Annotated in this window: 20 protein-coding genes and 1 pseudogene; 13 read left to right on the plus strand and 8 right to left on the minus strand. The window is 47.1% G+C overall.

Features of this window, described 5'->3' with window-relative positions:
• Window positions 1-317: 317 nt before the first annotated feature.
• The 4 genes from F0220_RS04730 (at window position 318) to F0220_RS04745 (ending at window position 6,394) form a co-directional block, all read left to right on the plus strand.
• Window positions 318-3,029 carry a beta-glucosidase gene (locus tag F0220_RS04730; RefSeq protein WP_105601051.1) on the plus strand — a complete coding sequence of 904 codons (2,712 nt, stop codon included), beginning with the start codon at window positions 318-320 and terminating at the stop codon, window positions 3,027-3,029.
• Between the two features lie 144 nt (window positions 3,030-3,173).
• Window positions 3,174-4,742 (plus strand): glycoside hydrolase family 30 protein, encoded by a 1,569-nt coding sequence (locus F0220_RS04735; RefSeq protein ID WP_223199963.1) that lies wholly within the window; start codon window positions 3,174-3,176, stop codon window positions 4,740-4,742.
• A gap of 154 nt (window positions 4,743-4,896) precedes the next feature.
• A complete protein-coding gene (locus F0220_RS04740; RefSeq protein WP_374954421.1) occupies window positions 4,897-5,361 on the plus strand; it encodes an acetyltransferase in 465 nt (154 codons plus the stop codon).
• Window positions 5,362-5,407: 46 nt separating this feature from the next.
• The gene (locus F0220_RS04745) at window positions 5,408-6,394 is read left to right on the plus strand and encodes a WXG100 family type VII secretion target (RefSeq protein ID WP_091015973.1); all 987 of its coding nucleotides are present in this window, start codon (window positions 5,408-5,410) and stop codon (window positions 6,392-6,394) included.
• Between the two features lie 264 nt (window positions 6,395-6,658).
• Here the strand turns inward: F0220_RS04745 and F0220_RS04750 are convergent, their stop codons facing one another.
• From F0220_RS04750 to F0220_RS04765, 4 genes are all read right to left on the minus strand, one after another.
• Window positions 6,659-7,447 (minus strand): formate/nitrite transporter family protein, encoded by a 789-nt coding sequence (locus F0220_RS04750; RefSeq protein WP_017690511.1) that lies wholly within the window; start codon window positions 7,445-7,447, stop codon window positions 6,659-6,661.
• A gap of 75 nt (window positions 7,448-7,522) precedes the next feature.
• Window positions 7,523-8,050: a hypothetical protein gene (locus F0220_RS04755; RefSeq protein ID WP_105601048.1), complete on the minus strand. Its 528-nt coding sequence runs from the start codon at window positions 8,048-8,050 to the stop codon at window positions 7,523-7,525.
• A gap of 3 nt (window positions 8,051-8,053) precedes the next feature.
• On the minus strand, window positions 8,054-8,296 hold the full coding sequence (locus tag F0220_RS04760) for a bacteriocin immunity protein (protein WP_105601046.1): 243 nt from the start codon (window positions 8,294-8,296) through the stop codon (window positions 8,054-8,056).
• A 394-nt stretch (window positions 8,297-8,690) separates the two neighbouring features.
• Window positions 8,691-9,680 carry a quinone oxidoreductase family protein gene (locus tag F0220_RS04765; RefSeq protein ID WP_105601043.1) on the minus strand — a complete coding sequence of 330 codons (990 nt, stop codon included), beginning with the start codon at window positions 9,678-9,680 and terminating at the stop codon, window positions 8,691-8,693.
• 181 nt (window positions 9,681-9,861) lie between these two features.
• Between F0220_RS04765 and F0220_RS04770 the strand changes: the two genes are divergently transcribed.
• The 4 genes from F0220_RS04770 (at window position 9,862) to F0220_RS04785 (ending at window position 13,344) form a co-directional block, all read left to right on the plus strand.
• On the plus strand, window positions 9,862-10,722 hold the full coding sequence (locus F0220_RS04770) for a LysR family transcriptional regulator (RefSeq protein WP_091015957.1): 861 nt from the start codon (window positions 9,862-9,864) through the stop codon (window positions 10,720-10,722).
• A 53-nt stretch (window positions 10,723-10,775) separates the two neighbouring features.
• Window positions 10,776-11,876, plus strand: a complete 1,101-nt coding sequence (locus F0220_RS04775; RefSeq protein WP_105601042.1) for a threonine aldolase family protein — start codon at window positions 10,776-10,778, stop codon at window positions 11,874-11,876.
• 79 nt (window positions 11,877-11,955) lie between these two features.
• Window positions 11,956-12,426 carry an SMI1/KNR4 family protein gene (locus tag F0220_RS04780; RefSeq protein ID WP_105601040.1) on the plus strand — a complete coding sequence of 157 codons (471 nt, stop codon included), beginning with the start codon at window positions 11,956-11,958 and terminating at the stop codon, window positions 12,424-12,426.
• Between the two features lie 30 nt (window positions 12,427-12,456).
• On the plus strand, window positions 12,457-13,344 hold the full coding sequence (locus tag F0220_RS04785) for a LysR family transcriptional regulator (RefSeq protein WP_105601038.1): 888 nt from the start codon (window positions 12,457-12,459) through the stop codon (window positions 13,342-13,344).
• A gap of 236 nt (window positions 13,345-13,580) precedes the next feature.
• On the opposite strand, the pseudogene F0220_RS04790 reads toward F0220_RS04785, so the two are convergent.
• Together F0220_RS04790 and F0220_RS04795 are read right to left on the minus strand one after the other, a co-directional pair.
• A pseudogene (locus F0220_RS04790) lies at window positions 13,581-14,571 on the minus strand (aldo/keto reductase family protein).
• A 105-nt stretch (window positions 14,572-14,676) separates the two neighbouring features.
• Window positions 14,677-15,711: a PocR ligand-binding domain-containing protein gene (locus F0220_RS04795; protein ID WP_105601035.1), complete on the minus strand. Its 1,035-nt coding sequence runs from the start codon at window positions 15,709-15,711 to the stop codon at window positions 14,677-14,679.
• Between the two features lie 305 nt (window positions 15,712-16,016).
• On the opposite strand from F0220_RS04795, the gene F0220_RS04800 reads away from it, so the two are divergent.
• The 5 genes from F0220_RS04800 to F0220_RS04820 all read left to right on the plus strand — a co-directional run bounded on the left by F0220_RS04800 (window position 16,017) and on the right by F0220_RS04820 (window position 24,343).
• Window positions 16,017-17,159: a glycerol dehydrogenase gene (locus tag F0220_RS04800; RefSeq protein WP_017690500.1), complete on the plus strand. Its 1,143-nt coding sequence runs from the start codon at window positions 16,017-16,019 to the stop codon at window positions 17,157-17,159.
• On the plus strand, window positions 17,159-18,928 hold the full coding sequence (gene dhaK / locus F0220_RS04805; protein ID WP_105601033.1) for a dihydroxyacetone kinase subunit DhaK: 1,770 nt from the start codon (window positions 17,159-17,161) through the stop codon (window positions 18,926-18,928). The genes F0220_RS04800 and dhaK overlap by 1 nt, the downstream gene beginning before the upstream one ends.
• Before the next feature lie 232 nt (window positions 18,929-19,160).
• On the plus strand, window positions 19,161-21,287 hold the full coding sequence (locus F0220_RS04810) for an alpha/beta hydrolase family protein (RefSeq protein WP_223199848.1): 2,127 nt from the start codon (window positions 19,161-19,163) through the stop codon (window positions 21,285-21,287).
• A gap of 465 nt (window positions 21,288-21,752) precedes the next feature.
• Window positions 21,753-22,931 (plus strand): alanyl-tRNA editing protein, encoded by a 1,179-nt coding sequence (locus tag F0220_RS04815; RefSeq protein WP_105601030.1) that lies wholly within the window; start codon window positions 21,753-21,755, stop codon window positions 22,929-22,931.
• 107 nt (window positions 22,932-23,038) lie between these two features.
• Entirely contained in the window at window positions 23,039-24,343 is a 1,305-nt protein-coding gene (locus F0220_RS04820; protein ID WP_105601028.1) for a DUF1963 domain-containing protein, read from the plus strand.
• Between the two features lie 579 nt (window positions 24,344-24,922).
• Here F0220_RS04820 and F0220_RS04825 read toward each other — a convergent pair.
• Entirely contained in the window at window positions 24,923-25,270 is a 348-nt protein-coding gene (locus F0220_RS04825) for a DUF1801 domain-containing protein (RefSeq protein ID WP_105601026.1), read from the minus strand.
• Entirely contained in the window at window positions 25,267-25,842 is a 576-nt protein-coding gene (locus F0220_RS04830; RefSeq protein WP_179198498.1) for a GNAT family N-acetyltransferase, read from the minus strand. The genes F0220_RS04825 and F0220_RS04830 overlap by 4 nt, the downstream gene beginning before the upstream one ends.
• Between the last annotated feature and the right edge of the window lie 190 nt (window positions 25,843-26,032).

Genomic DNA, 26,032 nt, shown 5'->3' on the forward strand with positions numbered 1-26,032 from the left:
TTCGAAAGTAGTTACGGAAATGTAAATAATTCGTTTTCTTTTTTTGTTATCTGAATTATTAATATGGTGATTCCAAAGAACTAGGCTTGTTCTAATCGGTCATTTACCAAATTTAAGGGGATGTAATTCATGTTCATGTCGGCTATCGTTAGGAAGCGAAATCTGCTGACTTGCTTGCAGGCTGCAGTTTCAGAAGCCATGTGCAGGACGACCTGAATGCTTGAAAGACTGGGATCAAGCCAGTTTGCATTCCCTTGTATACATGTATTCAATATGTGCACAAGAAAAATGATCAAGAGAGAAGGAGAACTTACAACATGAACAGAAGACTCAATCTGATTTTCCTCAAACGATGGTTTATGTTATTAATCATCGTGGCGGTTGCGGCTATGCCGCTGCACGCCTTCGCCGCGGAGGCGGATTCTGGGGCCAATCGGCCTTGGATGAACACATCTCTATCAGCGGAGGAACGTACCGAGCTGCTGCTCAAGGAGATGACGCTGGAGGAGAAAGTTGGATTCGTAACCGGTAAAGTAAATAACTATTATGGTTTCTATAATGATGGACTGGAGCGCCTCGGCATTCCGGCATTACAGATGGCAGATGGACCCGCAGGAGTACGTGTGGCAAACCCGGATGTACAGGACAAAAAGTCCACGGCATTGCCTGCACCCATCGCGCTTGCCGCTTCCTGGGATACCAATCTGGCCAAGAAATATGGCGATCTGATCGGTCAGGAAGCACATGATACAACACATAATGTAGTGCTCGGCCCTGGGCTGGATATTGCACGTACACCATGGGGTTCCCGGAACTTCGAATCTCTCGGGGAAGATCCTCTACTGGCTTCCGGCATGGGTGCAGCGTATGTGAACGGGATTCAAAGTAATCCGGTTATCGCTACAGCGAAGCACTACATCCTGAACAACCAGGAGACGGAACGTTTCACGACCAATGCAACAGCCAGTGAACGTGCGATTCAGGAAGTCTATGCACGTCCGTTCCAGGCGATGGTCGAAAAAGCGGATCTCGGTTCAGCAATGTGTTCATTTAACCAGGTGAACGGTACATATGCTTGTGAGAACAAAGAGATGCTGACCAATGTCCTTCGGGATCAGTTTGGCTTCGAAGGGTTTGTCATGAGTGACTACGGTGCAAACTTCAGCACAGCCAAATCCGCCAATGCGGGTCTGGATCTGGAGACACCTGGAGAGCCGTATGGCAAATGGGGAGACAAATTGCTGGAAGCCGTGAACAATGGCGAAGTCAGCGAGCAAACCATTGATGAGAAGGTTAGACGCATTTTGCTTCAAATGTTCGATAAAGGGCTGTTCGATAACCCTGTAACGAATACACAAATCAATGCCAAGAAAGACGGCAAACAGGCACGTGAAATTGCAGAAGAGAGCATGGTTCTTTTGCAAAACAACGATAATGTGCTGCCGCTGTCCAAGAAAAACGTGAAATCCATCGCTGTCATCGGTCCGGATGCAGATAACGCATCTGCTGCTGGTGGAGGTAGCAGTCTGGTTAATCCGACGTATACTGTAAGTCCGCTTCAAGGAATTCGTAACCGTGCCGGTAACGGTGTGGATGTAAAATATGCTGCCGGAACGGATCCTATCTCCGCAGGAGATGCATTTAATGGACCATCCGCCGTACCTTCTACTCTTTTATCACCAGCGGATGCTCAGGAGAGCGAAAGAGACTATGGTACAGATCGTGCGGAATACGGTCTGCGTGCTGAATACTGGACGAATACAGATATGGAGGGTAACCCTTCTCTGGTCCGTACGGACAATCAGGTCAACATGAATCTTGGATTCTACAACTATGAAGGTTTTAACGCACAATCTTCCAAGCTTCCAGTTACACCAACCAAATTCAATGCCAAAATGTCCGCTCGTTGGACAGGGGCAATCACAGCACCCCAAACGGGTGAATATAAGCTGTCCCTGACCAGTCTCGGTTCTGCGAAGCTGTATGTGGATGATAAGCTGCTCGTAGACAATCAAGGTGAAACATTGAGTACAACGAAGAAAGAAATCACATTCAAAGAAGGCGAGTCCCACAATATTCGAATTGAGTATCGTACGGATTTCCCGGTACAGACCAATCATGATATGGGCGCACAGGTTCGTTTTGGCTGGGAAGCTCCAGAAGACGCTGTGGATATCAAAATGCAAAAAGCAGTTGAGCTGGCGAAAAAATCCGATGTTGCCGTCGTGGTAACTCGTACGTATGACAGTGAAGGTTACGTTGACCGTTCCGACCTGGAGCTGCCGAATAACCAGGAGCAGCTGATCCGCAAGGTAGCAGCAGCCAATCCAAAAACGATTGTGGTGCAAATGAGTGGTCGCGCTGTTGAAATGGATTCCTGGCAAAAAGAAGTGCCATCCATCGTTCAGGCTTGGTATGCAGGTCAGGAACAAGGTAATGCCGTGGCACGTGTGCTGTTTGGTGATGTGAATCCATCCGGTAAGTTGCCGGTGACGTTCCCATCAGATGATTCCCAGACCCCGGTATCCACTGCGGAACAATTCCCGGGTGTTAACGGGGTGGGCAACTATTCCGAGGGTATCTTTGTAGGGTATAAAGGATATGACAAAGAAGGCATGACACCGGCGTTTGCCTTTGGACACGGACTGTCGTATACCGAATTTAATTATCGTAATCTGCATGTGAAAAACACTGGCAAAGGTGATAAGGAAACCGTAGAAGTATCCCTGAATCTACGTAATACGGGTAAAGTTTCCGGTGCAGAAGTTGTACAGGTCTATGTTGGCAATCTGCCAACTAAAGTTGAAACGCCAGAGAAGCAGCTTGCTGGTTGGGCGAAGGTAGATCTGAAGGCAGGCAAGCAGCAGCGGGTCAGCATTCAACTGGATCGCAGTGCATTGTCCTATTGGGATGAAGCATCGCATGAATGGGTAATGCCTAAGGGTAAAGTCCAAGTGTATGTTGGCAGTGCATCGGATGATATCCGTCTAACAGGCAGTGTGAATATCGGAAGCAAGTCCGGTAAATAAAGTTCAATCAGGGAGATTGGAAGGTGTTCTCCCAGTGAAGTTAATTGTGTCAAATGCAGTTTGTTCTAATTCATATAGATTAGGAAATTGAGTCGTGGCCTAGTGGCCGCGGCTTTTTCCACAATGGAAGGAGAGTGAAGCGTGATGAACATAGGCTGGCGAGAGCATCCCAAACGATGGATGATCCTGTTAATCGCTGTTTGTTGTATCGTTGGAGGAATTTCGCTTATCCTCAACCGAAATGAACAATCCATTCCTCCACCGGTTGTGGACAAGCAGAGAGCGGCCGAAGTCTGGCTAACCACGGGAGATCAGCAAAATCTGCTTACACCACAGAAGCCCATTCCAATTACAGATCACCATGATGCAGACACAAGTTCTTCAGTTTCTTCAACGCAGGAGCCAGACATTTCTTCGTCGGCGTTCACCATACAGATTGACCCGGACAAGACGTATCAGACTATGGATGGATTTGGCGCAGCGATGACGGGTTCATCGGCACATCTGATCAACGTGCTTCCAGAGGAACAACAAGAGCAACTGCTGAAGGACCTGTTCTCGACGGAAGGGCTGAACTTGGATATGGTGCGTCATACGATTGGTGCCTCCGATTATTCGGTAGATGAATCAGGTGTGGCTTCAAGTTATACCTATGATGATATCGAATCCGGCACGGATTATGAGATGGAACACTTTTCGATCGATAAGGATCAGGAAGTTGTGAATATGTTGGAGCGTGCAGTTGGGTTGAAACCGGATCTTAAAGTGCTGGGCACACCGTGGACGGCCCCGGCCTGGATGAAGTACGGGGAAGAGAAGACCACTAACGGCTGGTATCTGGATTATAACAACCCCAAGGTATATGAAGCGTATGCGAGATATTTTGTGAAATATATCGAAGCTTATCAGGCGAAGGGCATTCCCATCTACGGGATCACGTTGCAAAATGAACCGGAGTTCACCTCGGATAAATATCCGAGTATGAGTATGGGCGCCGAAGAACAAGCGATGTTCATACGGGATTATCTCGGCCTGGCGCTACAGGATGCAGAACTGGACACACGAATCATCGCGTATGATCATAACTGGGATCAGGCGGTCGAATATACCGGTAAGGTGCTTGGTGATGAGCAGGCCACTGCATATATCGATGGATCTGCTTTTCACTGTTATGCAGGTGATCCATCTACCATGTCGGAAGTGCATGAGCGCTTCCCAGACAAAAATATCTATTTTACCGAATGTAGTGGTGGGGAGTGGAGTCCTGATTTTGGCGAGAATCTGATCTGGCAAATGTCCAATCTCATCATTGGTGCACCTCGCAACTGGGCGAAAAATGTGCTGCTCTGGAACATTGCACTTGATCCGCAAGGTGGACCCACGAACGGTGGCTGTGAGAACTGTCGTGGGGTTGTGACGATTGACCCGGAGCGTGATGAAATCACCAGAAATGTCGAGTATTATGCGTTAGGCCACATCAGCCGTTATGTGCGTCCGGGGGCTGTGAGAGTTGAATCCACGCAAGAACAGGGCAAGATCGAGAACGTAACCTTCCGCAATCCGGATGGAACGATGGTGCTGGTTGCAGCTAATACGGGTGAGGTAGAAGTTTCCTTTGATGTAGTCATGGGCGGAGATTCGTTTCAATATACACTGCCTTCCCAGTCGGCAGCAACCTTCCGTTGGAAACCAAAAACGGGGGTAGAACGTTGACTCAAGATTGGAAATTATGGGTACAGATTGAATGATGGACATGGTAAAATAAACGTAGAGTTATTTCAAATATGATGTCTTAAACAAGTCCGATCCAAGGATCGGGCTTTTACATAACCTTTTACTTTTAATAGAAAAGGAGAATACGTTGGACATGTTAGTCGTTGCATATCGGGAACAGGATCATGACAAGTTGGTTGGAATCTGGGAGAGTGCTGTGCGGGCAACCCATACGTTTTTGGAAGAGCATCACATTCAGTTCTACAAAAAAGTGGTGAGTGATGTGTTGCAACAAAAACAAGTTGAGATTTGGGAAGTGCTCAATACGAAGCAACAACCCGTGGGTTTTATTGGTGTGGATGATAACTTTATCGAGATGTTGTTTGTAGATCCAAGCCAACACGGACAGGGTCTGGGACGTCTGCTAATAAACCATACCTTCGAAATCAAAGGCCGTCACCTCAAGGTGGATGTTAATGAGCAGAATACTGGGGCAGCCCGATTCTATGAAAAGATGGGATTTGTACAGATGGGGCGGTCTGAATTGGATAGTTCCGGTAATCCGTTTCCGCTGTTACATCTGGAGATCAAACAGGAAGAGGCCGAGAGATTGCCGTAATGGATAGACCATGAGTTATAGATGACCAGGATGAGGAGTGTGCAGGATGACACAGATCAAGGTGACACCGGAACAACTGGAGACGGTCAGTGGGCAGTTCGCTCAGGCACATCAGCAATTATCGGGCTTCATGTCCACATTGGACGGCAAGATGAGTGTCATGCGCAGCAACTGGGATGGCATGGAGCGTGAGCGTTTTTATAACGATTATTCAACGGCTCAAGGCACGATGAAATCTGTTCTGGAACTGGTTCTGTCCATTCAGTCGGAGCTTAAGAAAATTGCCGAGCGTTTCCGCACGACAGATGAGGAGGCGGTGAGCCAGGCAATCATGACGGCGCTGACCGCAGCGCGGGCCTTATCAACCATGGGCAAAAATAAAGGCGATGATCTGGACAAAACACCAGGTCCACCAAAGAACATGGATGAATGGGATGAGAAGGATGCCGAGAAATACCAGAACTATGAGGAAATGCTGAAGAAAGCCAAAGAGATGGGTGACGAAGAACTGGCGCAGCAGATTCAGGCCAGCATGAACATCATTCGGCTTCAGTATGAAGATGTAATCTATCAGACTGACCCCAACACGGGCAAGACGTTAAAAATAACCGAGGATTCCATCGTCGGTACGTACCAGGTAAAAAGCGACAAGGGCGAAACGACCACCATCAGTCTGGATAAACAGGGCAATGTGGTGGACTATACCAAAGATACGGAAAAGTATAAGTATTCGGAGCAAACGCACACCACCAGTCAAGGCGAGCATCTCTTTGGCAAAGCAGCACAAACGGCTACAGCCTACGGCATTGGTCTGCTGCTCACAAGCAAGACGGGCTCTGCCTTCACGGAACATGCGACAGGACTAGGTTCATCCTTCGTCGCGGACAAATTCCTGTTCTCCGTGCCGGAGGAAGGCGAGACACGTACGATGATCTACCGTACCAATAAGGAAACGGGCAAAATGGAGAATATGATCGTGGTCACGCGCGGCGACAACGATATTGAATATACTCCGTGGCGAGATTACTTCTAAGCCACGGATGGGGTTGGCAAGCGGGCAACACAGGGCAACCTGGTTGCGGCCCGCTTGCCGACCCACCGCATGGAGCCATGTGGTTGTGTGACACATGGCTATGTGTGTGGAGGGCAGGCGGCTTATCCATGAGCCTGCCTATAGAGAAACACCCCGGCAACCTTCTCCCTGAGATGGGAAGGATGCCGGGGTGTTTTGGATTCTTCTTACCGATTAGCCACGGTCAACGGACCGGACTGTAAGGAGATCTTTTTTTGCCAAAGATTAATGTGTCTCTTCATCCAGAAACGGTTTATTCACCGCATAATACATAAAGCCCATCAGCAGCACACCGCCCACCAGATTACCCAAGGTCACGGGAACCAGGTTGTGAAGCACACCTTCAAATGAGATCGTCCCCGGGTGATTCAGCACAAGTGCAATCGCGAACGTACACATATTGGCGATGCTGTGCTCGTATCCAGAGATGAAGAAGCAGAATACAAAGAGCATCATGGCAAACATTTTGGCTCCATTCTCCTTCATGAACATCGGGACAAAGAACGCCATACATACAAGCCAGTTACACAAAATCCCCCGGAAAAAGAGCTGCATCGTCGGAACTTCCATCTTGTGCTCCACCACACTTAACAGGAAACCATTCACCTGAGACGAGTCGAACAATCCCGTCAGGTAGATTAACAGGGCAAACACAGCTGCGCCCATCAGGTTACCGCTATAACTCGCAATCCACAGCTTGATAACTTCGAACCAGCGCAGTTTTTTGCGCAGCGCCGCATACGTGTAATAAAACGTATTGCCCGTGAACAGGTCACCCCCGCCATAGGCGATCAGAATGATGGCCGCGCCAAACGTAATTGCCGCCATCGGATAGGTAAACGGGGACTGCTCCATATAAAAGAAGTTACCTGTCTTAAACGCCACGATGACGCCGAATCCGATAAACATACTGGCCAGCATGGAGCGTGCGAGGTACCTGATTAAACTTTGTTTGTAAATCTTGTGTTTCTTCAGAGCCAGTTGTTCCACGTTGCGTAAAGCTTCCGTTTCCATAATTCTCCTCCAATAGCATGGTGTCTTGCTTACCATTATAACGAAATTATGGAAATTTGGGAGGGTAAACTTGGTTTATTGATTATTACTTCCTTGTTTCGAATGCAGTACCCGTATTGCAGAAGAGCCAAAATCAGGATCGGATTGAAGCGATTCTAACGCGGATGTTGCCCCATTAACTTGTTGATGTGCAACAAGAATAGCAAAGGCTGCTCCTCTGACTAATATGTAGGCATGTCCCTCCAGAACTTCCTGTGCCAATTGGATCTCGGCTTCTGTGATGGGCAATAGGGCCAGAGTCTGTAAAGCATAAATCTGTACATCCTCATCTTCTTCTGAGTCACGAACAAGTTGCGCGGCAGCATGAAGGATTTCCCCCAGAAGAGCAGAGGAGCCTGCCATGCCTAAAGCTCGCCATGCTTCAATACGGGTGAGATCTTCTTCAGCTGAATCCATGCCAATCGCGAGAACTTGGTGAGTAAGGTGGCTATCTGTCAGCTCAATCAGATCACGAAATGCCTGTATTTTTTCTTCTCCGCTGATTTCGTTAAAATCTGGGTGTCCATTGTTGTTATTATGATTTAAATCAGACATGTCAGACATATCCTACCGTTCACCTCCTGAAGAATATGAAGATGGGGGCGGAAGAATGATCGGACGAGCTGCCAACGCTTCCTCTACAATCTGTTCAGGCGTCAGGTCTCGATCATCCCAAAAAATCAGATTGCTGATCTCCGCATGTGGAACCTGCTGCTGTAGCTCCGTCAACATGTCATCCAACTCGGCTTCCGTTCCTTCAGAGTCCATCAGTTTGCGAACCAATTCGACCAACTGTAATCTATTGTCCATATCGATACCTCCTGAATGATTCATAGTGTGAACAAACTAGTCTTTCATGGGCTGATTCAATGGATCATACGTAATGAGCACCGGAAAAAATTTGGGCTCAAGCATCAGACTAATACGTTGTTCGTCTTGATCAGTATAAGAAATGATATAGTTCCCGAAATGAGACTCGTAGTTGAAGTCTTGGAATTGAAAGGAATGTTCGGGATACTTTATCTTCACATATAACGTAGTAACTCCTCGGGCTAAGGTTTCTTTTAACATAGGAATTTGGGCCAAAAGCATAATAGCGACCAGAAAAATTAATATACGTTTAGCGAGACGGGTCAAATGGATTCACCCCAATTATCGTAAATCAATTTTCAACAATTCATGAAGCTCCATCTCAAAACAGATGTCACTCCATACGTATAGCCAGATTACCAAACTGCTCGCCTTTTTCCATGCGTTCGAATGCCTTCGCTACATCCTGCAACGGATACATGCTATCGATTACAGGATGTATGTCATGCTGCTCCACCCATCGCAGCATCTGCACAAACTCCTCACGGCTGCCCATAGAGGTGCCGATCAGACTGATCTGCGGGAAGAAGATAGAGCGAATAGGAACAGTCAGATCATCCCCTGAGCTCGCACCGTACATCACGATACGTCCACCTGGTCTGATTATATCAAAATATTTCGGGAACATGGCTTGTCCGATGCTATCCAAGATGATGTCCACAGGTTCCAGATCGTTCTGCATACACCAATCGGCATGACTATCCAGTGCATGGGTAGCACCCAAGCGCAGCGCCTCATTTCTTTTGGCCTCACTTCTGGAGGTAACAGTCACTTTGGCACCAGCAGCGACAGCCATGAGCAGGGCATAGGTCGCTACACCACCACCAATACCGGGAATGAGGATATGTTCACCTTGTTTCAGTTCACCGCGAGTGAACAAAGCACGGTAGGCCGTCAACGCCGAAAGGGACAGCACGCCTGCTTCCTCCCAAGATAGGTGGACTGGCTTAGGCAGGGCATTTTCAGCAGATAACGTGATATATTGAGCCAGCGTTCCATCCGTAGGACCACCAACAATATCGGGCACGATGGGCACGTTACTTGCAACTTCCCAACTGAGTGTAGGATGGATAATGACTTCATCTCCTATCGCGAACGCTCTTACACCTTCGCCAATCGCTACGATAATACCTGCTCCATCGGAACCGGGAATGAGCGGGGTGTCCTGGGTTCCGCGTCCTGCCATGATGAATAGATCCCGATGGTTGATACCAGCGGATTTTAATTGAATCTGCACTTCCCCGGCTTCTGGTACCCGAGATGTTGACTCTGTATATTGAAGACCTGCAAGGCCGCTCTGGCCTGAATGTACGATAGCTTTCATATTCAATATTCCTCCTGTCGATATAATCAGATTTCACTACTGAGCCTCATTGTACAGATGGTGCAGATTCACGTAAAATGAACAAAAATGATTGTCAGTATCATTGAAAATAATAGATAAACACTTTGCATGGATTAGATGATGAAGAATGCCGATATAACGACGAGCAGGTGATCAAGGTATGGATGCAGGTGATTTGAAAATATTTCAGGCGGTTGCCCGCGAAGGTAGTATCAGTAAAGCTGCACTCGCACTTAATTATGTACAATCCAATGTGACCACACGAATAAAACAGTTGGAGACACAGCTACAAGTACCGCTGTTTCATCGTTCCAATCGGGGGATGTCTCTTACACCAGCGGGCGAGAATCTGCTTGTGTATGCGGATAGAATTTTGCAATTATTATATGAAGCAGAGCAGGCCACACAAGTGGGTAACCCGCCGTCCGGCCTGCTTCGTCTGGGTGCCATTGAGACAGCAGCTTCCACTTTCCTCACGCCGCTCTTGGCTGAATACAGTTCATGCTACCCTGAGGTACACCATTCGCTTGTCACGGGTGGGACCCATGAGCTGAACCAGAAGGTCATTCAACATGAATTACATGGCGCTTTAATATATGGCCCAATCGATCATCCTGAGCTGAACTATATGAAGATGTATGACGAGGAATTGGTGTTGATCGCTGAACCTGGAGTGCATGAGATACACGCGTTATTGTCCAGGCCGATGTTGTTTTTTGAGATTGGATGCACTCATCGCACTCAGGCGGAATCCTTTTTGAAAGATCAGGGTATCCACACGCTTAACATCATGGAATATGGAACACTGGACACGATTCTGAATGGAGTATCTGCCGGGCTCGGTGTATCATTGCTGCCGCGGTCTTCAGTTACCAAAGCAGAATTAAGAGGTGAGATCTCAGTGATGTCTTTGCCAGATCCCTATTGCCGGTTGGAAGTAGGATTTGTGTATTCCCGTGGTGAACATATATCAAGTGCGCTAAGCGCTCTGGTTGAGATTATTACAGAACCAGAACTATAAGAGGTTGTTCAAAAGTCTATTTATGAATATGCACTATAAAGGAGTGAGTGATCTTGAAAGAAACTGCGCTAACGTTGGGTGATGCATTTAATCAGGTAGATTTTATTGTAGGCGGTCATGGCAGTCGCCAAGTGAAGGTACTTCAGAACGTACTGGACCAGATGGATGGGGAGGTGTTCAGTGACCACTACGGCAACGGCTCCATCATCGAAGAATTTCAGCAACAGATGGCCGACGTTCTTGGCAAGGAATCGGCAGTGTTTTTCCCAAGCGGAACGATGGCACAGCAGATTGCATTACGGATCTGGTGTGACCGCAAAGGTGTAAAACGGGTAGCTTACCACCCTCTGTGTCATCTGGAAATCCATGAGGAAGACGGATTGAAAGAGTTACACCAGATTGAATCGATTTTGCTGGCGGACAAGGATCGGTTGATTCGTTTGCAAGATGTACAAGCGCTTGATCAGGACATTGCCTGCCTGCTGTTGGAACTGCCACAACGCGAGATTGGCGGGCAGTTGCCAGCGTATGAAGAGTTGGAAGCGATCTCGGCCTATTGCCGTGAACGCGGGATTAAGCTGCATATGGACGGGGCACGTCTGTTTGAGATTACTCCCTATTACGAGAAAACGCCTGCGGAGATTTGCAGTCTGTTTGATACGGTGTATGTGTCTTTTTACAAAGGAATCGGGGGCATTGCGGGGGCCATATTGGCCGGGGACACGGATGTGATGCAAGAGTCGAAAGTATGGAAACGGCGGCACGGCGGTGATCTGATCGGCCTGTATCCGTATATTCTGAGTTCCCAGTATTATTTCAATGAACGGATTGGCAAAATGGAGCTTTATTATGAGCAGGCTAAAGAACTGGCATCTCTATTGAATGCATGTCACGGGATACATACATTGCCCGAAGTCCCGGTATCCAATATGTTCCATGTACATCTTGCGCTCGGTGCTACCGAAGTTGAACCAATCCTTGTGCAAATGGCTCAGCGGTTTGGTATAGGAATGACTTCATATCTGAACAAGACGAGTGGGAACAGCTGTGCCTTTGAATTGTCTACGGGTGATCGTTATGAGAAACTTCCCCAGGATAAGCTGCGTGCAGCACTGGAATGGCTGGATCAAGAGTTGCGTACACAGGTGAGATAAGAAGTTAATCTTAATGCTCGACTGTATGGTAAGTTGTATGAGAGCGTTTCTTCAACACATGTCTAAGGAGGGAGTTCAAGTGAAGTCGATAGAATTAGAACCGATTCGTGATCTTTTGGTGAAGGCTTACGATACGACAATGGGAGAAGGGTGTACTCCTGAAACACAACAGAGCATTGAGGATTTTGAGCAAAAGCATAACGTGAGACTGCCAGCAGCGTATCGCGCGCTTTTGCTTGAATTCGGTGCATGTAATTTCGGCGATCCTGCCTTGTATTCGGTGAAAGAACTAAGCTGGGCTTATCCCGAGTTTCTGGAAGTCTACCGTGAAGTGGAGAAGGAGTACGAGCTTCCAGCGGATATCCAGCCGTTTCCCATTGGTGGATTTGGTGAAGGAAGTATGGCTATGTTGGATCAGACTTCGGGCAAGATCCTGATGTTGATCCATGATGCAGGAGATACGCCAATTCGAGAGATTGCAGTAGACTTTATTGATTTAATGACGCAGCTGACGGAGTCCGCGATCTGGGTACAGGAACAGATGAATTAACAGGGAGACGGAAGGAAGCGCAACAGACCTATGGATATTCGTAAGTTAAGATATTTTATCACTGTGGCGGAGGAACTTCATTTTCACCGTGCAGCGGAAAAATTAAACATGACGCAACCACCCCTGAGCCAGCAGATTCAAAATCTGGAGGAAGAGCTTGGCGTAAAGTTATTGGAGCGCACGAGAAAAATGGTTCGTTTGACGCCAGCAGGTGCCATATTTCTGGAACAGGCCAGACTCATCATGGCCCAGCTCGAACGATCCATTCAGCTTACGCAAAAGGCAGATCAGGGCATCATTGGGCATATATCCGTAGCCTTCGTGGATTCCGCTTCGGGCGGGATCATGGTGGAGGTGCTTAGAAAATTTCGCACTGCGTATCCGCAGATTGAATTGACATTACGTGAGATGACTTCGTCCCAACAATTACAGGCATTGGAAGACGGACAGATCCATGTTGGATTTTTGAGATATCAGGAAGATACTCGTCATGTCTCGTTCCGTCCCTGTCAGATGGAAACGTTGATTGCCGTATTGCCAGATCATCACCCGATGGCTTCTCAGACTCAAGTTTCAATTCGAGAACTGGCGGATGAAGATTTTATTTTATTCCCAAGGCATCTGGGTTCTCCGTTCCATCGTCTCGTTCTGGATTATTGCAGGGAGCATGGTGTAGACCCTCGAATTACGCAGGAAGCGATCCAAATGTATACGATTGTGAATCTCGTTGCAGCGGGCATGGGTATTTCCATTGTTCCCTCCTCGGTGGATGTGTTCCAGCGAAAGGGTGTGGTCTTTCTTCCATTACAAGAAAATCCGCCCTCCGTACCGTTGTATACGGCATGGCGGACGGATATGAATCAGGAAGTGGTATCCCGGTTTATGGACATTGTTGAGGGGGAATATGAGTTGCACTAAAGGTTATTTACACTTACACTGCGATGACAGAACAACCTTCCAATCGCTGTTATCCCCAGATTTTTTCGATCCCTTTTCTCAAGGGGAAATCTGGTGCTAAAGGCGAAGTGTATGCTTCCGAAGTAGCTTTCTTGCAGAAAGCTTTTAGCTCCGCTTTTTCAGGTTTTTTCTGTCCTCTCCGTTTTCGTGTAAATGATTAGTTCAACTTAGTATGTTGTGAGTAGTAAAAAAAGAAACTATCCCGTCTTGGCTGGATCACGTTCAATCCACGGATTCAGTATTTCATCAATACGAGTCATGATCGCAGAGTCCAGTTTCACACCGGAGGCTTTTACATTTTCCAATACCTGCTCCGGTCGGGATGCACCGATAATGACGGAACTAACATACGTATGCTGTAGAACCCACGCCACAGCGAGTTGAGGAAGAGTTAGACCAATCTCTTTAGCGAGTGGAACAAGCTGTTGCACAGCGGTAAGAACTTCTTCACGTAACCACTGTCCGACCAGTTTATTGAAAAATGGTGCTCCTGCCTCAGCAGCTGCGCGTGATCCGGTGGGCAATGCTGCGTTAGGCGCATATTTGCCTGATAGTATACCCTGAGCCAGAGGAGACCATGTAATCTGTCCAAGTCCTGTTTGGTCGCTTGCAGGTACCACTTCTTGCTCAATCACACGCCATAACATTGAATATTGGGGCTGACTTGCAATGAAGGGGACATGAAGTTCCCGCGCCAAAGCGGCTCCTCTTGCAATCTGATCTGCGTTCCATTCACTCACCCCGATGTAATGAACCTTGCCCTGACGCACCAGATCGGAGAATGCCAGAAACGTCTCTTCCAGCGGAGTGTTGTAATCATAACGGTGAGCGTAATAGACATCGATATAATCAGTCTGTAGCCGCCGTAATGAACCATTGCAGGCTTCCATGATGTGTTTACGTGAAAGTCCGCGGTCATTATGACCTGTGCCGGTTGGGTGACAGACTTTGGTGCACAGTTCAATACTCTCTCTTCGTATATCCTTAAGTGCTTGTCCCAGTACGGTTTCTGCCTTGGTATTGGAGTACACGTCTGCGGTATCAAATGTGGTAATACCTGTCTCCAATGCCGTTCGCACACAAGCTTCTGCTATTCCATCCTCGACTTGCGCTCCATGCGTAATCCAGTTGCCGAGTGAAATCTCACTGAACGGTTAATCCACTGTTTCCTAATTTACGATATTCCATTCATGTCGCCTCCCTAAGTCATCTGGACTCCATTGTAGCAATGGCAGATTAATAGGTGAAATATCTTTTAACCTCATCTTTGATACGAAAAAAGTATCAGTGAATCTACATTTTCTCCTGGAGGTATTTGCGATAGAGAGCAGGCGTAATTTCCTCGAACTTTTTGAATATTTTGATAAAATATCCCGATTCATTGAATCCCAGCTCGTCACTGATCTGTGAGACAGGCATGTCGGTGACCTCCAGCAATTGCTTGGCCCACTTAATCTTGAGTTTTGCAAGGTAGGTTGTGAAGTTCTCACCCGTTTCCTTGGCAAACAGTCTGCTGAAATAACTCGGACTCAGGTGGCATAGATCAGCCATATGTTTGAGCGAAACCTGTTCGCTTTTGTGACTGTGAATGTATTCAAAAGCAGGCTGAAGCACCGGACTGGAGCTTTCCGCATCACTTGGGCTGTTCTTGAGATAGGCATCTGCAATCGCATTGGTCATCTCTTTTTTGATCGACTCGATATTGCGAATGGAGTACCCAGGCAGAATGGTGGAGAGGTTTAACGACTCCTGATTGCCTGAAGCTTTCTCGAACATTTCCACTAACAGATTTTTGTTGAGTGCTTCTTCCACAATGTAGTTGCAGAGCAGGGATAACATGTTGGAGATTTTCACAATCTCTTCATAGGTCATGACAGGCAGCTGGGCGTAATCGTCCTTTAATTCCTCCAGCTTGGCTGCATGCATGGGTACGTTTTTGGACGTGACAATTTGCTCCAAGTCGCTACCCTTTTCGGGGTCGGCGAGTTTCACTTGTCCTGCCATGACAGCGCCGATATATTTGCCATCAATTGTGATCGGAATCGCGATATCTATAATATTGAAATGGCATAAATACACATAAGGCTCGTTCAATCGAACGGCTTCCAGACCACCGCGTGAATCACATTTTTGGCAGTAGGGGAGAAGCTCCGGGTCTTTACGCACATTCTGGCAGAAAGCCTGACAGCTGCTATGACTGGTTACGGGAATGCCTTTATAATCCACGGTGAGGATCGCCAGTTTGGTTACTGTTGCGAGAGAATCTTGTAGACGCTTCCATTTATTAAGGTCGAGAATTTTATTGATATGCAGATATTCTTTGATCATTGGTGCAACCTCCATAGGCTAACCTGATTCATAATTTAGGCCGTTAAAAGTTAGCAAGTTGTACATATTAAGATGTAATGATGACGGGTAATGTATAATGGGAGGTCAAAATTCAACCATCTCATGACAATAACATACCATGATTGCGCTAAAAAGCAAAAAATTACGATTGTAAATTATAATAATTTGTTATCAAAGTCCACTGTAAACCTGCCGCTCATGCGTTATATTAAGGTCAATTGTAAGAAATTAAAATTTGATGTAATCACTACACGATTTCATATCCTTAGGAGGCATATAATATTATGAGAAAAGCATTTATCAGCCCAACTAAATATGTACAAGGCGAAGACGAGTTGTTGAACCTGGGGTACTTTGTTAAATCCTTCGGAGAATCGGCCTTGCTGATTGCACATCCGGATGATGTACAGCGTGTCAAAGCAAAGCTTGATGCAACAGCAGAGAAATTTAATATTACGTTTGTTGAAAGCGGTTTTAAAGGGGAATGTTCCCGTGAGGAAGTTGCTCGTCTGCAAGCGATCGCGAAGGAAAAAGGATGTGACTCTACCATCGGTCTTGGTGGCGGTAAAGCGATCGATGCTGCGAAATGTGTAGCTGAAGGCGAAGCACTGATCATCTGCCCAACGATTGCGGCAACAGACGCACCGACAAGTCACTCGGCTGTATTGTACACACCGGATGGTTCTTTCGATGACTATGCTTACTTCAAACAAAGCCCAAGTGTGGTACTCGTTGATACAACGGTAATTGCTAATGCACCAACACGTTTCCTCGTATCCGGTATGGGAGATGCGCTCTCTACATACTTCGAAGCAAGAGCAACAGCGAAATCCTATTCCCGTGTAAACGCAAGTCTGCCAATGGGTTCCCGCGAAGGATACACACCATCTGCAGTAGGTACAAATGCTGCACTTGCACTGGCAAAACTGTGTTATGAAATGCTGCTGACTGACGGTGCAAAAGCAAAAGTAGCGAGCGACAGTAACGTTGTGACACAAGCGCTGGAAAACATCGTTGAGACCAACATTCTGTTGTCAGGTCTTGGATTCGAAAGTGGCGGTCTGGCCGCAGCACATGCGATCCACAACGGTTTGACTGTTCTGGAAGGCACACATCATTTCTTCCACGGTGAAAAAGTATCCTTCGGTACGATTGCACAACTTGTACTCGAAAATGCACCAACCGAAGAGTTGCATGAAGTCATGGACTTCTGTCTTGAAGTGGGACTGCCGATCAGCTTGGCGGATATCGGTGTAGACACGATTAGTCAGGAAGAGTTGTTGAAAGTTGCCGAGATCGCTTGTATTCCGGAAGAATCCATTCACGCCATGCCGTTCCCAATCACTGTTCCTGAAGTGGCTGCTGCCATAGCAGCGGCTGACCGCATGGGTCGTGAGTACAAAGCAGCTCGCCGGGAGGTAAAATAATGAAGAAAATTATTAACCAGGCCGAACATGTTGTTATGGAAATGTGCAACGGGATTGCGCTTGCACACCCGGAGCTTGAATTTCTGAAAAAATATAAAGTCATCAAACGCAGAGAGATCCAGGCTGATAAAGTCAGCCTGATCAGTGGCGGCGGCAGTGGACATGAACCGGCTCACGCAGGTTATGTGGGTAAAGGGATGCTGGATGCAGCCGTATGTGGAGATGTGTTCGCATCTCCTTCCCAGATCCAGGTATACCAAGCGATCAAGGCAACAGCCAGCAATAAGGGAACACTTTTGATCATCAAGAACTACAGCGGCGACATGATGAACTTCAAGAATGCAGCGCATCTGGCTGAAGAAGATGGCATCGACGTACAATATGTGCGTGTTGAGGATGACATCGCTGTACAAGACAGCTTGTATACCGTTGGACGTCGTGGCGTTGCCGGCACTGTATTGGTTCACAAGATTGCCGGAGCAGCAGCGGAAGAAGGCCGCAGTCTGGCAGATGTGAAATCCGTTGCCGAGAAAGCAGCTCAGAACGTGCGCAGTATTGGTTTTGGATTCACATCCTGTACCGTACCCGCCAAAGGCACGCCTACATTCGAAATTGCTGAAGATGAGATGGAATTCGGCGTAGGGATTCATGGTGAGCCAGGGATTCGCCGGGAGAAAATCGTATCGGCTGATGAATTGGCAGGACGTATGGTCGAAGCATTGCTCGCAGATATGAAGCTGGATAAGGATACATCCGCTGAGATTGTGGTGCTCGTGAATGGTTTTGGTGCAACGCCACTGCAAGAACTTTACCTGCTCAACAATTCCGTTCAGCGTGAGCTTGCTGGACATGCAGGTCTGAAGGTCGCTACTACGTTTGTAGGCAACTACATGACAAGTATCGATATGGCGGGTGCATCGGTTACGATCCTGAAACTGGATGATGAACTAAAAACGCTGTTGTTCAAGGAAAGTGATACACCTGCATTTAAAGTATCTGGCCCTCCAGTAGCACAAGTGGCGTATTCCGAAGCGCTTGAGGCTGTTGTGGGTGAAGACGCTCCCGTATCTTACGAAGTGGAGACGGATGCATCAGCTGCGGTAATCAAAGTCAATCAATTTTCACTGGACAATGTCGTCTACCTGATCGATAAAATGGGTGAGATCATCATCAAGAACGAAGTACCGTTCTGTGAACTGGATTCCCATGCCGGTGATGGCGATTTTGGTATGAGTGTGGCAAAAGGCTTCCGCCAGTTGAAACGCGAATGGAACCACATCATTAACGAAGATAAAAAAGACATCGGATCGTTCCTGGATGCATGTTCCTTGGTCATCATGGAATATTGTGGCGGCGCATCCGGCCCGATCTGGGGTTCGGCATTCCGTGCAGCTGGCAAAGCTGTAGGGGATAAACAGCAATTAAACGTTGCTGAATTCGCTGAGATGATCCATGCAGCCGTGCAAGGGATTCAGTCTACTGGAGAGCGTTCCTTCGGACGTGGCGCCGTTGTAGGTGATAAAACCTTGATCGATGCACTTGTTCCGTGTGCCGATTCCTGGACACAAAGTGCGGAGTCAGGCGATGACTTCAAAACCGCATTTGCCAAAGGTGCAGCAGCAGCCGTTGAAGGTGCGAAGAAAACCGAAGACATCGTAGCACGTATGGGACGTGCAGGTGCCGTCGGCGATCGTAGTCTGGGCTACCCGGATGCAGGCGCGTATGCGCTGGGTGTTATTTTCACAGAGCTGTCCGAGTCTATGAAGTAAGATTGGTTTCAATCATCCAAAATTCAATATGATATGCAGTGATTGACACAGGTAACGGCGCCGGATGTCCGGCGTCTTTATGTGTGCCTTTTTTAGGCCATATTAAGTCAAGTTTTACATGTTATCATTTACATCAATGGGTATATCTTATTTTTTCACGCATATGTTCATTTATTTATCTAACATTTTATATTTATTAAAGGAGTTTTCTATGAGAACAGTCACATCATTCTTGAAAAAACCGCAGGGCTTGCTGGTTTTATCACTAGTTCTGGTTATTTTCGGTAGCTTGTTTGCCGGAATGTTCAATACGTCCTTCTATTCCGTGAAGGTCAAAGAGATCAAATTCCAAGCTGAGCACGGAACACTGTCAGGCCTGCTCTACATGCCTAAAGGCGCGGGTGCAGATGACAAACGTCCAGTTATTATTACAACTCACGGGTATCTGAATACCAAAGAAATGCAGGATGCACCTGCCATTGAAATGTCACGACGCGGTTACATCGTGCTTGCACTGGACATGTACGACCATGGCGATTCTCGCTGGAGTGCAGATATTCCTGTGAAGGACCTGTTTGGCACGTTCTGGATCTACTCGCAATTTGATGCCGCCAAATATATCTATGAGCAGGACTTCACCAAAAAAGATGAGCAAGGCAATGCCTATGTCGCAGTTAGCGGTCATTCCATGGGTGGGTTCTCAACATTGCTATCCATGTACATGGATGAGATGAGTTCCCTGCAAACCGGATACCGCATGATCTATACAGGTATCTCCGTTGGTTCGGATTTCTCCTACGCCGCAGCTGTTGCACCTCAAGATCAGCTTCAAGCAGCATATGGCAGCCGGACTGTAGGCATGATTGCAGGTAAGTATGACGAATTCTTCTTCAACAAATCAGATGAAGAAAAAACAGCGGCAGAGAAAGAAGTGCAAGGTACCGTAACTCGTAAGGACTTTGCTGCAACTGCTTCGGGTAAAGCTTTCCTTGGACTTAAGCCAGATGTGCCAAAAGGCGAGACGGACCAATTTAAAGAAGTAACATCCGGTGATCTAACCGTGGATGGTAAGGTGGTACGTGCTTCTCAGACGGGTGAACACATTATGTATACACCGAATCAAACACACCCATGGAACCATTTCTCGGGAACAACGACCGGTCATTTGATCGACTTTTACACGCATGCATTCAATGGTGTGACCTCACCCAACCAGACAAATGTGAATCTGGATTCCGGTAATCAGATCTGGTGGGCTAAGGAAGCCTTTAATTTTGTCGCTCTGATCGGGTTCTTCCTGATGATTGTTCCGCTGATTACGTTGATGCTCAGACTTCCGTTCTTGCGTAACGCGGCAACAGGTGAGATTGCAACCGTGTCCGCAGCGGTCAATGGGAAACAAAAAACAATGTATTGGCTCGCTATTGCATTCAGCACATTGATCCCAGCAATCTTGTTCCCTACCTTAATGGATAAAGAGGCGAGCGGACTGAATGTACTCCGCATCATTGCTCTGATTTTGCTGATCGTAAGTGTGATTGGTGCCATTATTGGATTCGTCGTGGCTGGAAGCAAAAGAAACAACTATACCGCAAGCCGTCGGGTAAACAATATTGCGGTGGGCAGTGTGCTTCTCACGATCGTATCTCTGGTAATGTGGGTCATCTTCAACTATGCAGATAAGATTGTGGTTACAAGTTCGTATTTCAATGAACCAACAACAAATCAGATTGTGTACTGGGCGTTGGTATCGGCCTTAATTATGATCCTGGTAACCTTTGCATTCCACTATTTCTCTAAAAAGGATGCTGGAACTCGTTTCAGCGATTATGGTATCAGCCTGAACCCTGTTACGATAATTGCCAGCTTGGTAACTGCAGTACTTGCGGTAGTTATTGGGTACGCATTGTTATTCGTAGTACAGGCGATCTTCGGAACAGATTTCCGAATCTGGACGTTTGCGGTCCGTACGTTTGAGAGTGAACACTTCATTACCGCATTGCGTTATACCCCGTTTTTCCTGATATATTACTTTGTCAGCGCGGTTGCCCTGAATGCCAATACACGTGGCAAACGTGGGGGCATGTTCCTGGCCATGGTACTGAATGTTGGCGGGTTGGTGCTGTGGTTGCTAGTGCAATACGGCAAAGACTTTATGACAGGTGTGGCGTTGTATCCAGGTCAGGCATTGAATGGCATTTTGCTCTTTGCACTGGTGCCTTGTCTCATCATCGCTGCCGTGTATGCACGCAAATTGTTTGAAAAAACGAATAACGTATGGCTCGCCGCATTTGTGAACACATTATTGTTCACCATGGTTACGGTGGCGAATACCGCACTGTTTTGGAATTTGGTTTAATGTGAAAAAGATATGGAATGCACCTAGGATTACACTTGACCACTCCGATTGCAGACCATACTTGATTTAGACACTCAGGAACTACACAGACAGAAAACCTTTCGATCTCTCTTATCCCCGGATTTTGATGATTTTCCCCCTCGAAGGGAGAAATCCGGTGATAAAGGAGCACGCTTCGCTTCTTCAGGTCCTTTCTGTCTGCTTCGCTCTTGTGTCTATAATAAGTAATATAACTGCAATCTCCATTCCGGTGTAATCATGGGTCAAACCATATCCAACGTTACATTAAACGTGGATATAAGTAAGGGGACCGCTCTGTAGCTTGGCTTACAGAGTGGTCTTTTTGATATGGAGGAGCGGTCTTGTGTGCCTTAAATTGGATTCGCAGTTCCAGATAGTGTAATCTGGAGGTTAGGTGCAGATCGGTAAAAAACCATTTGAACGAGAAGGGATCGGGATGATTCAATGACGCAAAAAATCTATTATGACTCTGCTTATACAAGAGATTGGCATACAACGGTTACAGGCAGAGTGGACAAGGAAGATGGTATATATGTCACACTGGCGGAGACTGCTTTTTACCCGCATGGTGGCGGACAACCTTGTGATCTGGGACAGATTGGTGGCATCGCAGTTCTGGATGTGAACATTGAAGATGGCGAGGTGTGGCATAAGCTGGAACGCGCCCCTGAACAGACTGAGGTACATTGTGAGATTGACTGGGAGCGCAGATTCGATCATATGCAGCAGCATACGGGTCAGCATTTGTTATCGGCAATCACTCTGAAGCTGACTGAAGCGATGACGCTCAGTTTCCATCTTGGAACGGAGTATGACACGATTGATGTGGCTGCGCCTGAACTGGGAGCGAATCAATTGACCGCCATTGAACAAGAAGTGAATCGCCAGATCTATCGTAACGCTCGCATCAACACGTCCTGGGTTACAGCAGAAGAGGCAGCACAATTGCCACTGGTGAAGCAGCCTACGGTAACGGAAGGCATTCGTATCGTCGAGATCGAGGGTGTGGAGTATAACGCCTGCGGCGGAACCCATGTGTCGGCGACAGGCGAGATTGGGATCATCAAACTGTTGAAAACCGAAAAAGTGAAGGGCGGCACCCGCATTTATTTCAAATGTGGAACAAGGGCGCTGAATGAATTCACAGCTACACAAAACGTGCTCAACAGCATCATGGTTAAATTAAAGACCAGTAAGGACGAGTTATTGGAGCGCATTGAGAAAATGGAGCTGGAGCAAAAACAGCTGCAAACCGAGCTGAATGCAGTGAAAACAACGAACGATGCCTATTATGCGGAGGAACTTCTGGCCGCCCGGCAGGGGCTGGTGATTGCGCAGGTCTTTGAAGACAAATCGCTCAAGGATATGCAGAGCCTTGCCACCAAGCTGACGGCAGACCATGAAGGCCTTGTACTCTTTGCCAGTATCTCAGAGGCCAAAGTTGTTCTGGCACAGAACGGACAGCCGCCTGAATGGGCTTGTGGACCTTTCTTCAAAGGCAATCTTGGAGCCTACAATGGCAAAGGTGGCGGCAGTGAAAAGATGGCTCAGGCGGGGTTTGCCAGCAGTGAAGATGCGCTTGCCTTTTACGAATTCACCAAGGATCAGCTGGGACATCACTGATTCGCATTTTCCTTTATGAGACACGCAGGTATTTAAATATAAGTAGGGGACAAGCACGTCACATTGTGGCGTGTTTTCCATTGCCAATAGTTGAAGGAGGTTGGAACATGACAGAACGAATTCCGTGTATACGTGAAGGGTGTCCAAATACCATTTTGCCAGCAACGGCTGCCAGAACAAGTGGGTATTGCATGCCTTGCAAGCAAGAGATGGAGCGCGAGGAACGCCAGAGATACATTGAAGCGAATCGACGTGACGTGAACTTGTATGCAGGTATCACAGACCCGGTCGAAGTTTTGAAAATCATGCATGAACCTCAGGTACGCGATCCACTAATTCGTTATACACCCTATGAACAATCCGAGGAACAGGTATATCTATCTTTGTCTGTTGAGCAACAAGATCAGATGAAGGATTATGCGATGCAACGGATTCGTACAGGTGATGAAGATATGGGCAAAGACATTCTGGTATATCTGGTCTGCTACCATGATATATCGTTAACCGCCGAAATTCCTGAGCTGCTGGAACAGGAGATCTATTATCCTGCCATTTTGTATAAAAGTGCCTCGGGTGAGGATCGTGATCGTCTCTTGCAGCAGGTGAACACCGATGATGAGAATCGGAATCACATATTGCTCATGCTGGCTCATATCGGAGATGATGTTGTCGTGCAGCAGTTCCGGCAGTGGAGACAGTCTCCTCCATCTTGGGCGAGTGAATTGTACGTGGCACCAGAGCACTACACTACTGAAGCGGGTTGGGAGCTTACAAAAGACGGGCAGCGCAGGGAGTTATTCATCACCCCAAGTTATTCACTCTATAAAGTAAAAGAGAATGAAGCGCCTAACGTGGAGTCAACCGGAAATTCACTCTCGATTCTGAACCCTAGCGTTAATTGTTGTCCATGGTGTGGCAATGCGTTAACCACCTTAATTAATCTGGATGTTAAACATCCCGCTTTGAAGGAGGTGTCTTGGCATGCCGAGCGACTTCAGATACAGACTTGCGTGATATGCAGCAGTTACGGTGTGGTTTACATGGAGCTCGACGCAGCGGGGGAACCGTTATGGAGTTCACATAATATCATGCCTGCGGGAATGGACGAGATTGACCAGGACGACTATGGTAAACTTGCACCGGATGTTGGCCAGCAGTTTCGGATTGCGAATGCATCGCGTCATGCTTTCCATGCCAGTGAGTGGGGGATGGAGCCATCGTTATCTCAGGTCGGCGGCCATCCAGGATGGGTTCAGGATGCAGAGTATCCAACATGTCCAAGCTGTTCCGTGAGAATGAAGGCTGTCGCACAACTAGATTGGGGAGAGGTTGAGGAATACGGTGAGGGTATGTATTACATGTTCATATGTGAGCCGTGTCAGATGACCGCCGTATCGTACCAGCAATCTTGATGGTGGAAGCTATGATTAAAAGCTATTATTAGCAATCATCTTATTAGTAATATTACACCGCTGTTAGGGTTGGAATGACAGTCGTAGCAGACAATAGCAAAGAGGCATCCCGTAAGTTCTTGAACTTCAGGGGATGCCTCTTTGCTTGCCCTGCGCAGGATGGCTGGGAGATATCTGCTACAGTTAGCCGGTTATGTTATTTAGTCACCAGAGTGACAATGGGGTGTTTTTTCTACGTGCTTAGGCAGCTTTATCGTACGCACACAATCTAACGAACCTAGCACGTCTAATTGGGCGAATTAGCAGCTCGGTAGAATTCTAACGAATCGTAGCTACGTTATTGCTTCTTATCCCAGGTTTTTTCGAAGCAAATCAGAGGTTTTGTCTGTAATAAGAATGCTGAGATTCGTTAAAATTTCATATGCCTGTATAACTGCGATATAAGGTGTATCCGATTCGTTAGCGCTTGGCCCAAACCCGAACCTAAACTTACCCCATACACACGACCTGTTCATTACCGCGCCCACATTGTACCACCTGAGTTACTACTGCTTCATATGCGTCTCCTGACTACATCCTCTACAAGTCCGCAGATGCCTGCTTCAGCAGTCCAGCAAGCCACTCATAGTCCGGTGTATCTTTTTCCTTGAGCTTGATCGTTTTGCGTTCTTCCGGGCCTTCAAATATGCCATCGGGTAGATCAAGTCCGGTTGCATGAAAGATCGTGAAGGAAACGGCCTGTTTGGATGGAGAGATGACCGCAGCGTACTTTCCATTTTTCAAAAAATGAGGTTTCTTGTATTGCACACGTTCCTGTACGTCAGGGATGGTATCATGGACCAACTGTCGCAATTGTTCAGCGACTTGTATTTGCCAGGGGATCTGAATCTGTTCAATAAACGCAGTAACTTCTACATTCTTGGTCATGCATGTTCACCCTCCGTATGGATCTGATTGTGTATTTCCCATTCTGGTCTCAGGATTCCCATCATCAAGCGGTCGTAACGCTTGCCATCACGATATACAGCTGAACGTGCCCGTCCTTCCAACTGAAAACCAGCCTTCTCATAGGAGCGAATCGCTTTGGCGTTGTAAGCGATGACATCGAGACCAACCCGGTCCAGATTCATCTCATGGAATGCATATCGTAAAATTAGATTCAACGCTTCCGTGCCATATCCCTTGTTGCGATGTTTGGCAAGTCCGATGCCAATGGCAAGTTGTCCGCAGCGGTTGTTCCATTCAATGCTATGAATGACGACAAAACCAATCAGCGTATCCTCTTCATGCGTGCGCAGTCTGAAGTAAACTTCCTTGTTCTTCGTTTCGCCCTCATCTTCCAACTGTTTCTCTGAATAGGGAATGGCAAGATCAGTATCCACATTCCGAAGGTACTCCGGGTCTTCGTTCCATTGCAGCATGGTCTGCACGTCTTCAGGACGTGGGGGAGTCATTTTTAATCGTTTGCTATAAAACAGGTTGTCCGTAGTTAGTGTCATAGGGGTCTCCTTTAAATTAAGTTAAGCTAGCTTCACCTTAGTTTCACATTTAACTCTATGTATAATTCGCAATAGACCTCGCCCCTTTGGCATCTGATAGCCTCATCATACTGGAAATTATAGGTGAATCACAATAGCGTATTTCAGTGGATATAAGTAACCTCTTGTCATAAAACCTAACACGGTAGTA

The organism is Paenibacillus sp. 37 (assembly GCF_008386395.1).
Classification (GTDB): domain Bacteria; phylum Bacillota; class Bacilli; order Paenibacillales; family Paenibacillaceae; genus Paenibacillus; species Paenibacillus amylolyticus_B.

Excerpts from the sequence above, each read along its gene's own strand:
- F0220_RS04730 (WP_105601051.1), top strand. The coding sequence starts at position 318 with ATGAACAGAAGACTCAATCTGATTTTCCTCAAACGATGGTTTATGTTA.
- F0220_RS04735 (WP_223199963.1), top strand. The coding sequence starts at position 3,174 with ATGAACATAGGCTGGCGAGAGCATCCCAAACGATGGATGATCCTGTTA.
- F0220_RS04740 (WP_374954421.1), top strand. The coding sequence starts at position 4,897 with ATGTTAGTCGTTGCATATCGGGAACAGGATCATGACAAGTTGGTTGGA.
- F0220_RS04745 (WP_091015973.1), top strand. The coding sequence starts at position 5,408 with ATGACACAGATCAAGGTGACACCGGAACAACTGGAGACGGTCAGTGGG.
- F0220_RS04750 (WP_017690511.1), bottom strand. The coding sequence starts at position 7,447 with ATGGAAACGGAAGCTTTACGCAACGTGGAACAACTGGCTCTGAAGAAA.
- F0220_RS04755 (WP_105601048.1), bottom strand. The coding sequence starts at position 8,050 with ATGTCTGACATGTCTGATTTAAATCATAATAACAACAATGGACACCCA.
- F0220_RS04760 (WP_105601046.1), bottom strand. The coding sequence starts at position 8,296 with ATGGACAATAGATTACAGTTGGTCGAATTGGTTCGCAAACTGATGGAC.
- F0220_RS04765 (WP_105601043.1), bottom strand. The coding sequence starts at position 9,680 with ATGAAAGCTATCGTACATTCAGGCCAGAGCGGCCTTGCAGGTCTTCAA.
- F0220_RS04770 (WP_091015957.1), top strand. The coding sequence starts at position 9,862 with ATGGATGCAGGTGATTTGAAAATATTTCAGGCGGTTGCCCGCGAAGGT.
- F0220_RS04785 (WP_105601038.1), top strand. The coding sequence starts at position 12,457 with ATGGATATTCGTAAGTTAAGATATTTTATCACTGTGGCGGAGGAACTT.
- F0220_RS04795 (WP_105601035.1), bottom strand. The coding sequence starts at position 15,711 with ATGATCAAAGAATATCTGCATATCAATAAAATTCTCGACCTTAATAAA.
- F0220_RS04800 (WP_017690500.1), top strand. The coding sequence starts at position 16,017 with ATGAGAAAAGCATTTATCAGCCCAACTAAATATGTACAAGGCGAAGAC.
- dhaK (WP_105601033.1), top strand. The coding sequence starts at position 17,159 with ATGAAGAAAATTATTAACCAGGCCGAACATGTTGTTATGGAAATGTGC.
- F0220_RS04815 (WP_105601030.1), top strand. The coding sequence starts at position 21,753 with ATGACGCAAAAAATCTATTATGACTCTGCTTATACAAGAGATTGGCAT.
- F0220_RS04820 (WP_105601028.1), top strand. The coding sequence starts at position 23,039 with ATGACAGAACGAATTCCGTGTATACGTGAAGGGTGTCCAAATACCATT.
- F0220_RS04825 (WP_105601026.1), bottom strand. The coding sequence starts at position 25,270 with ATGACCAAGAATGTAGAAGTTACTGCGTTTATTGAACAGATTCAGATC.
- F0220_RS04830 (WP_179198498.1), bottom strand. The coding sequence starts at position 25,842 with ATGACACTAACTACGGACAACCTGTTTTATAGCAAACGATTAAAAATG.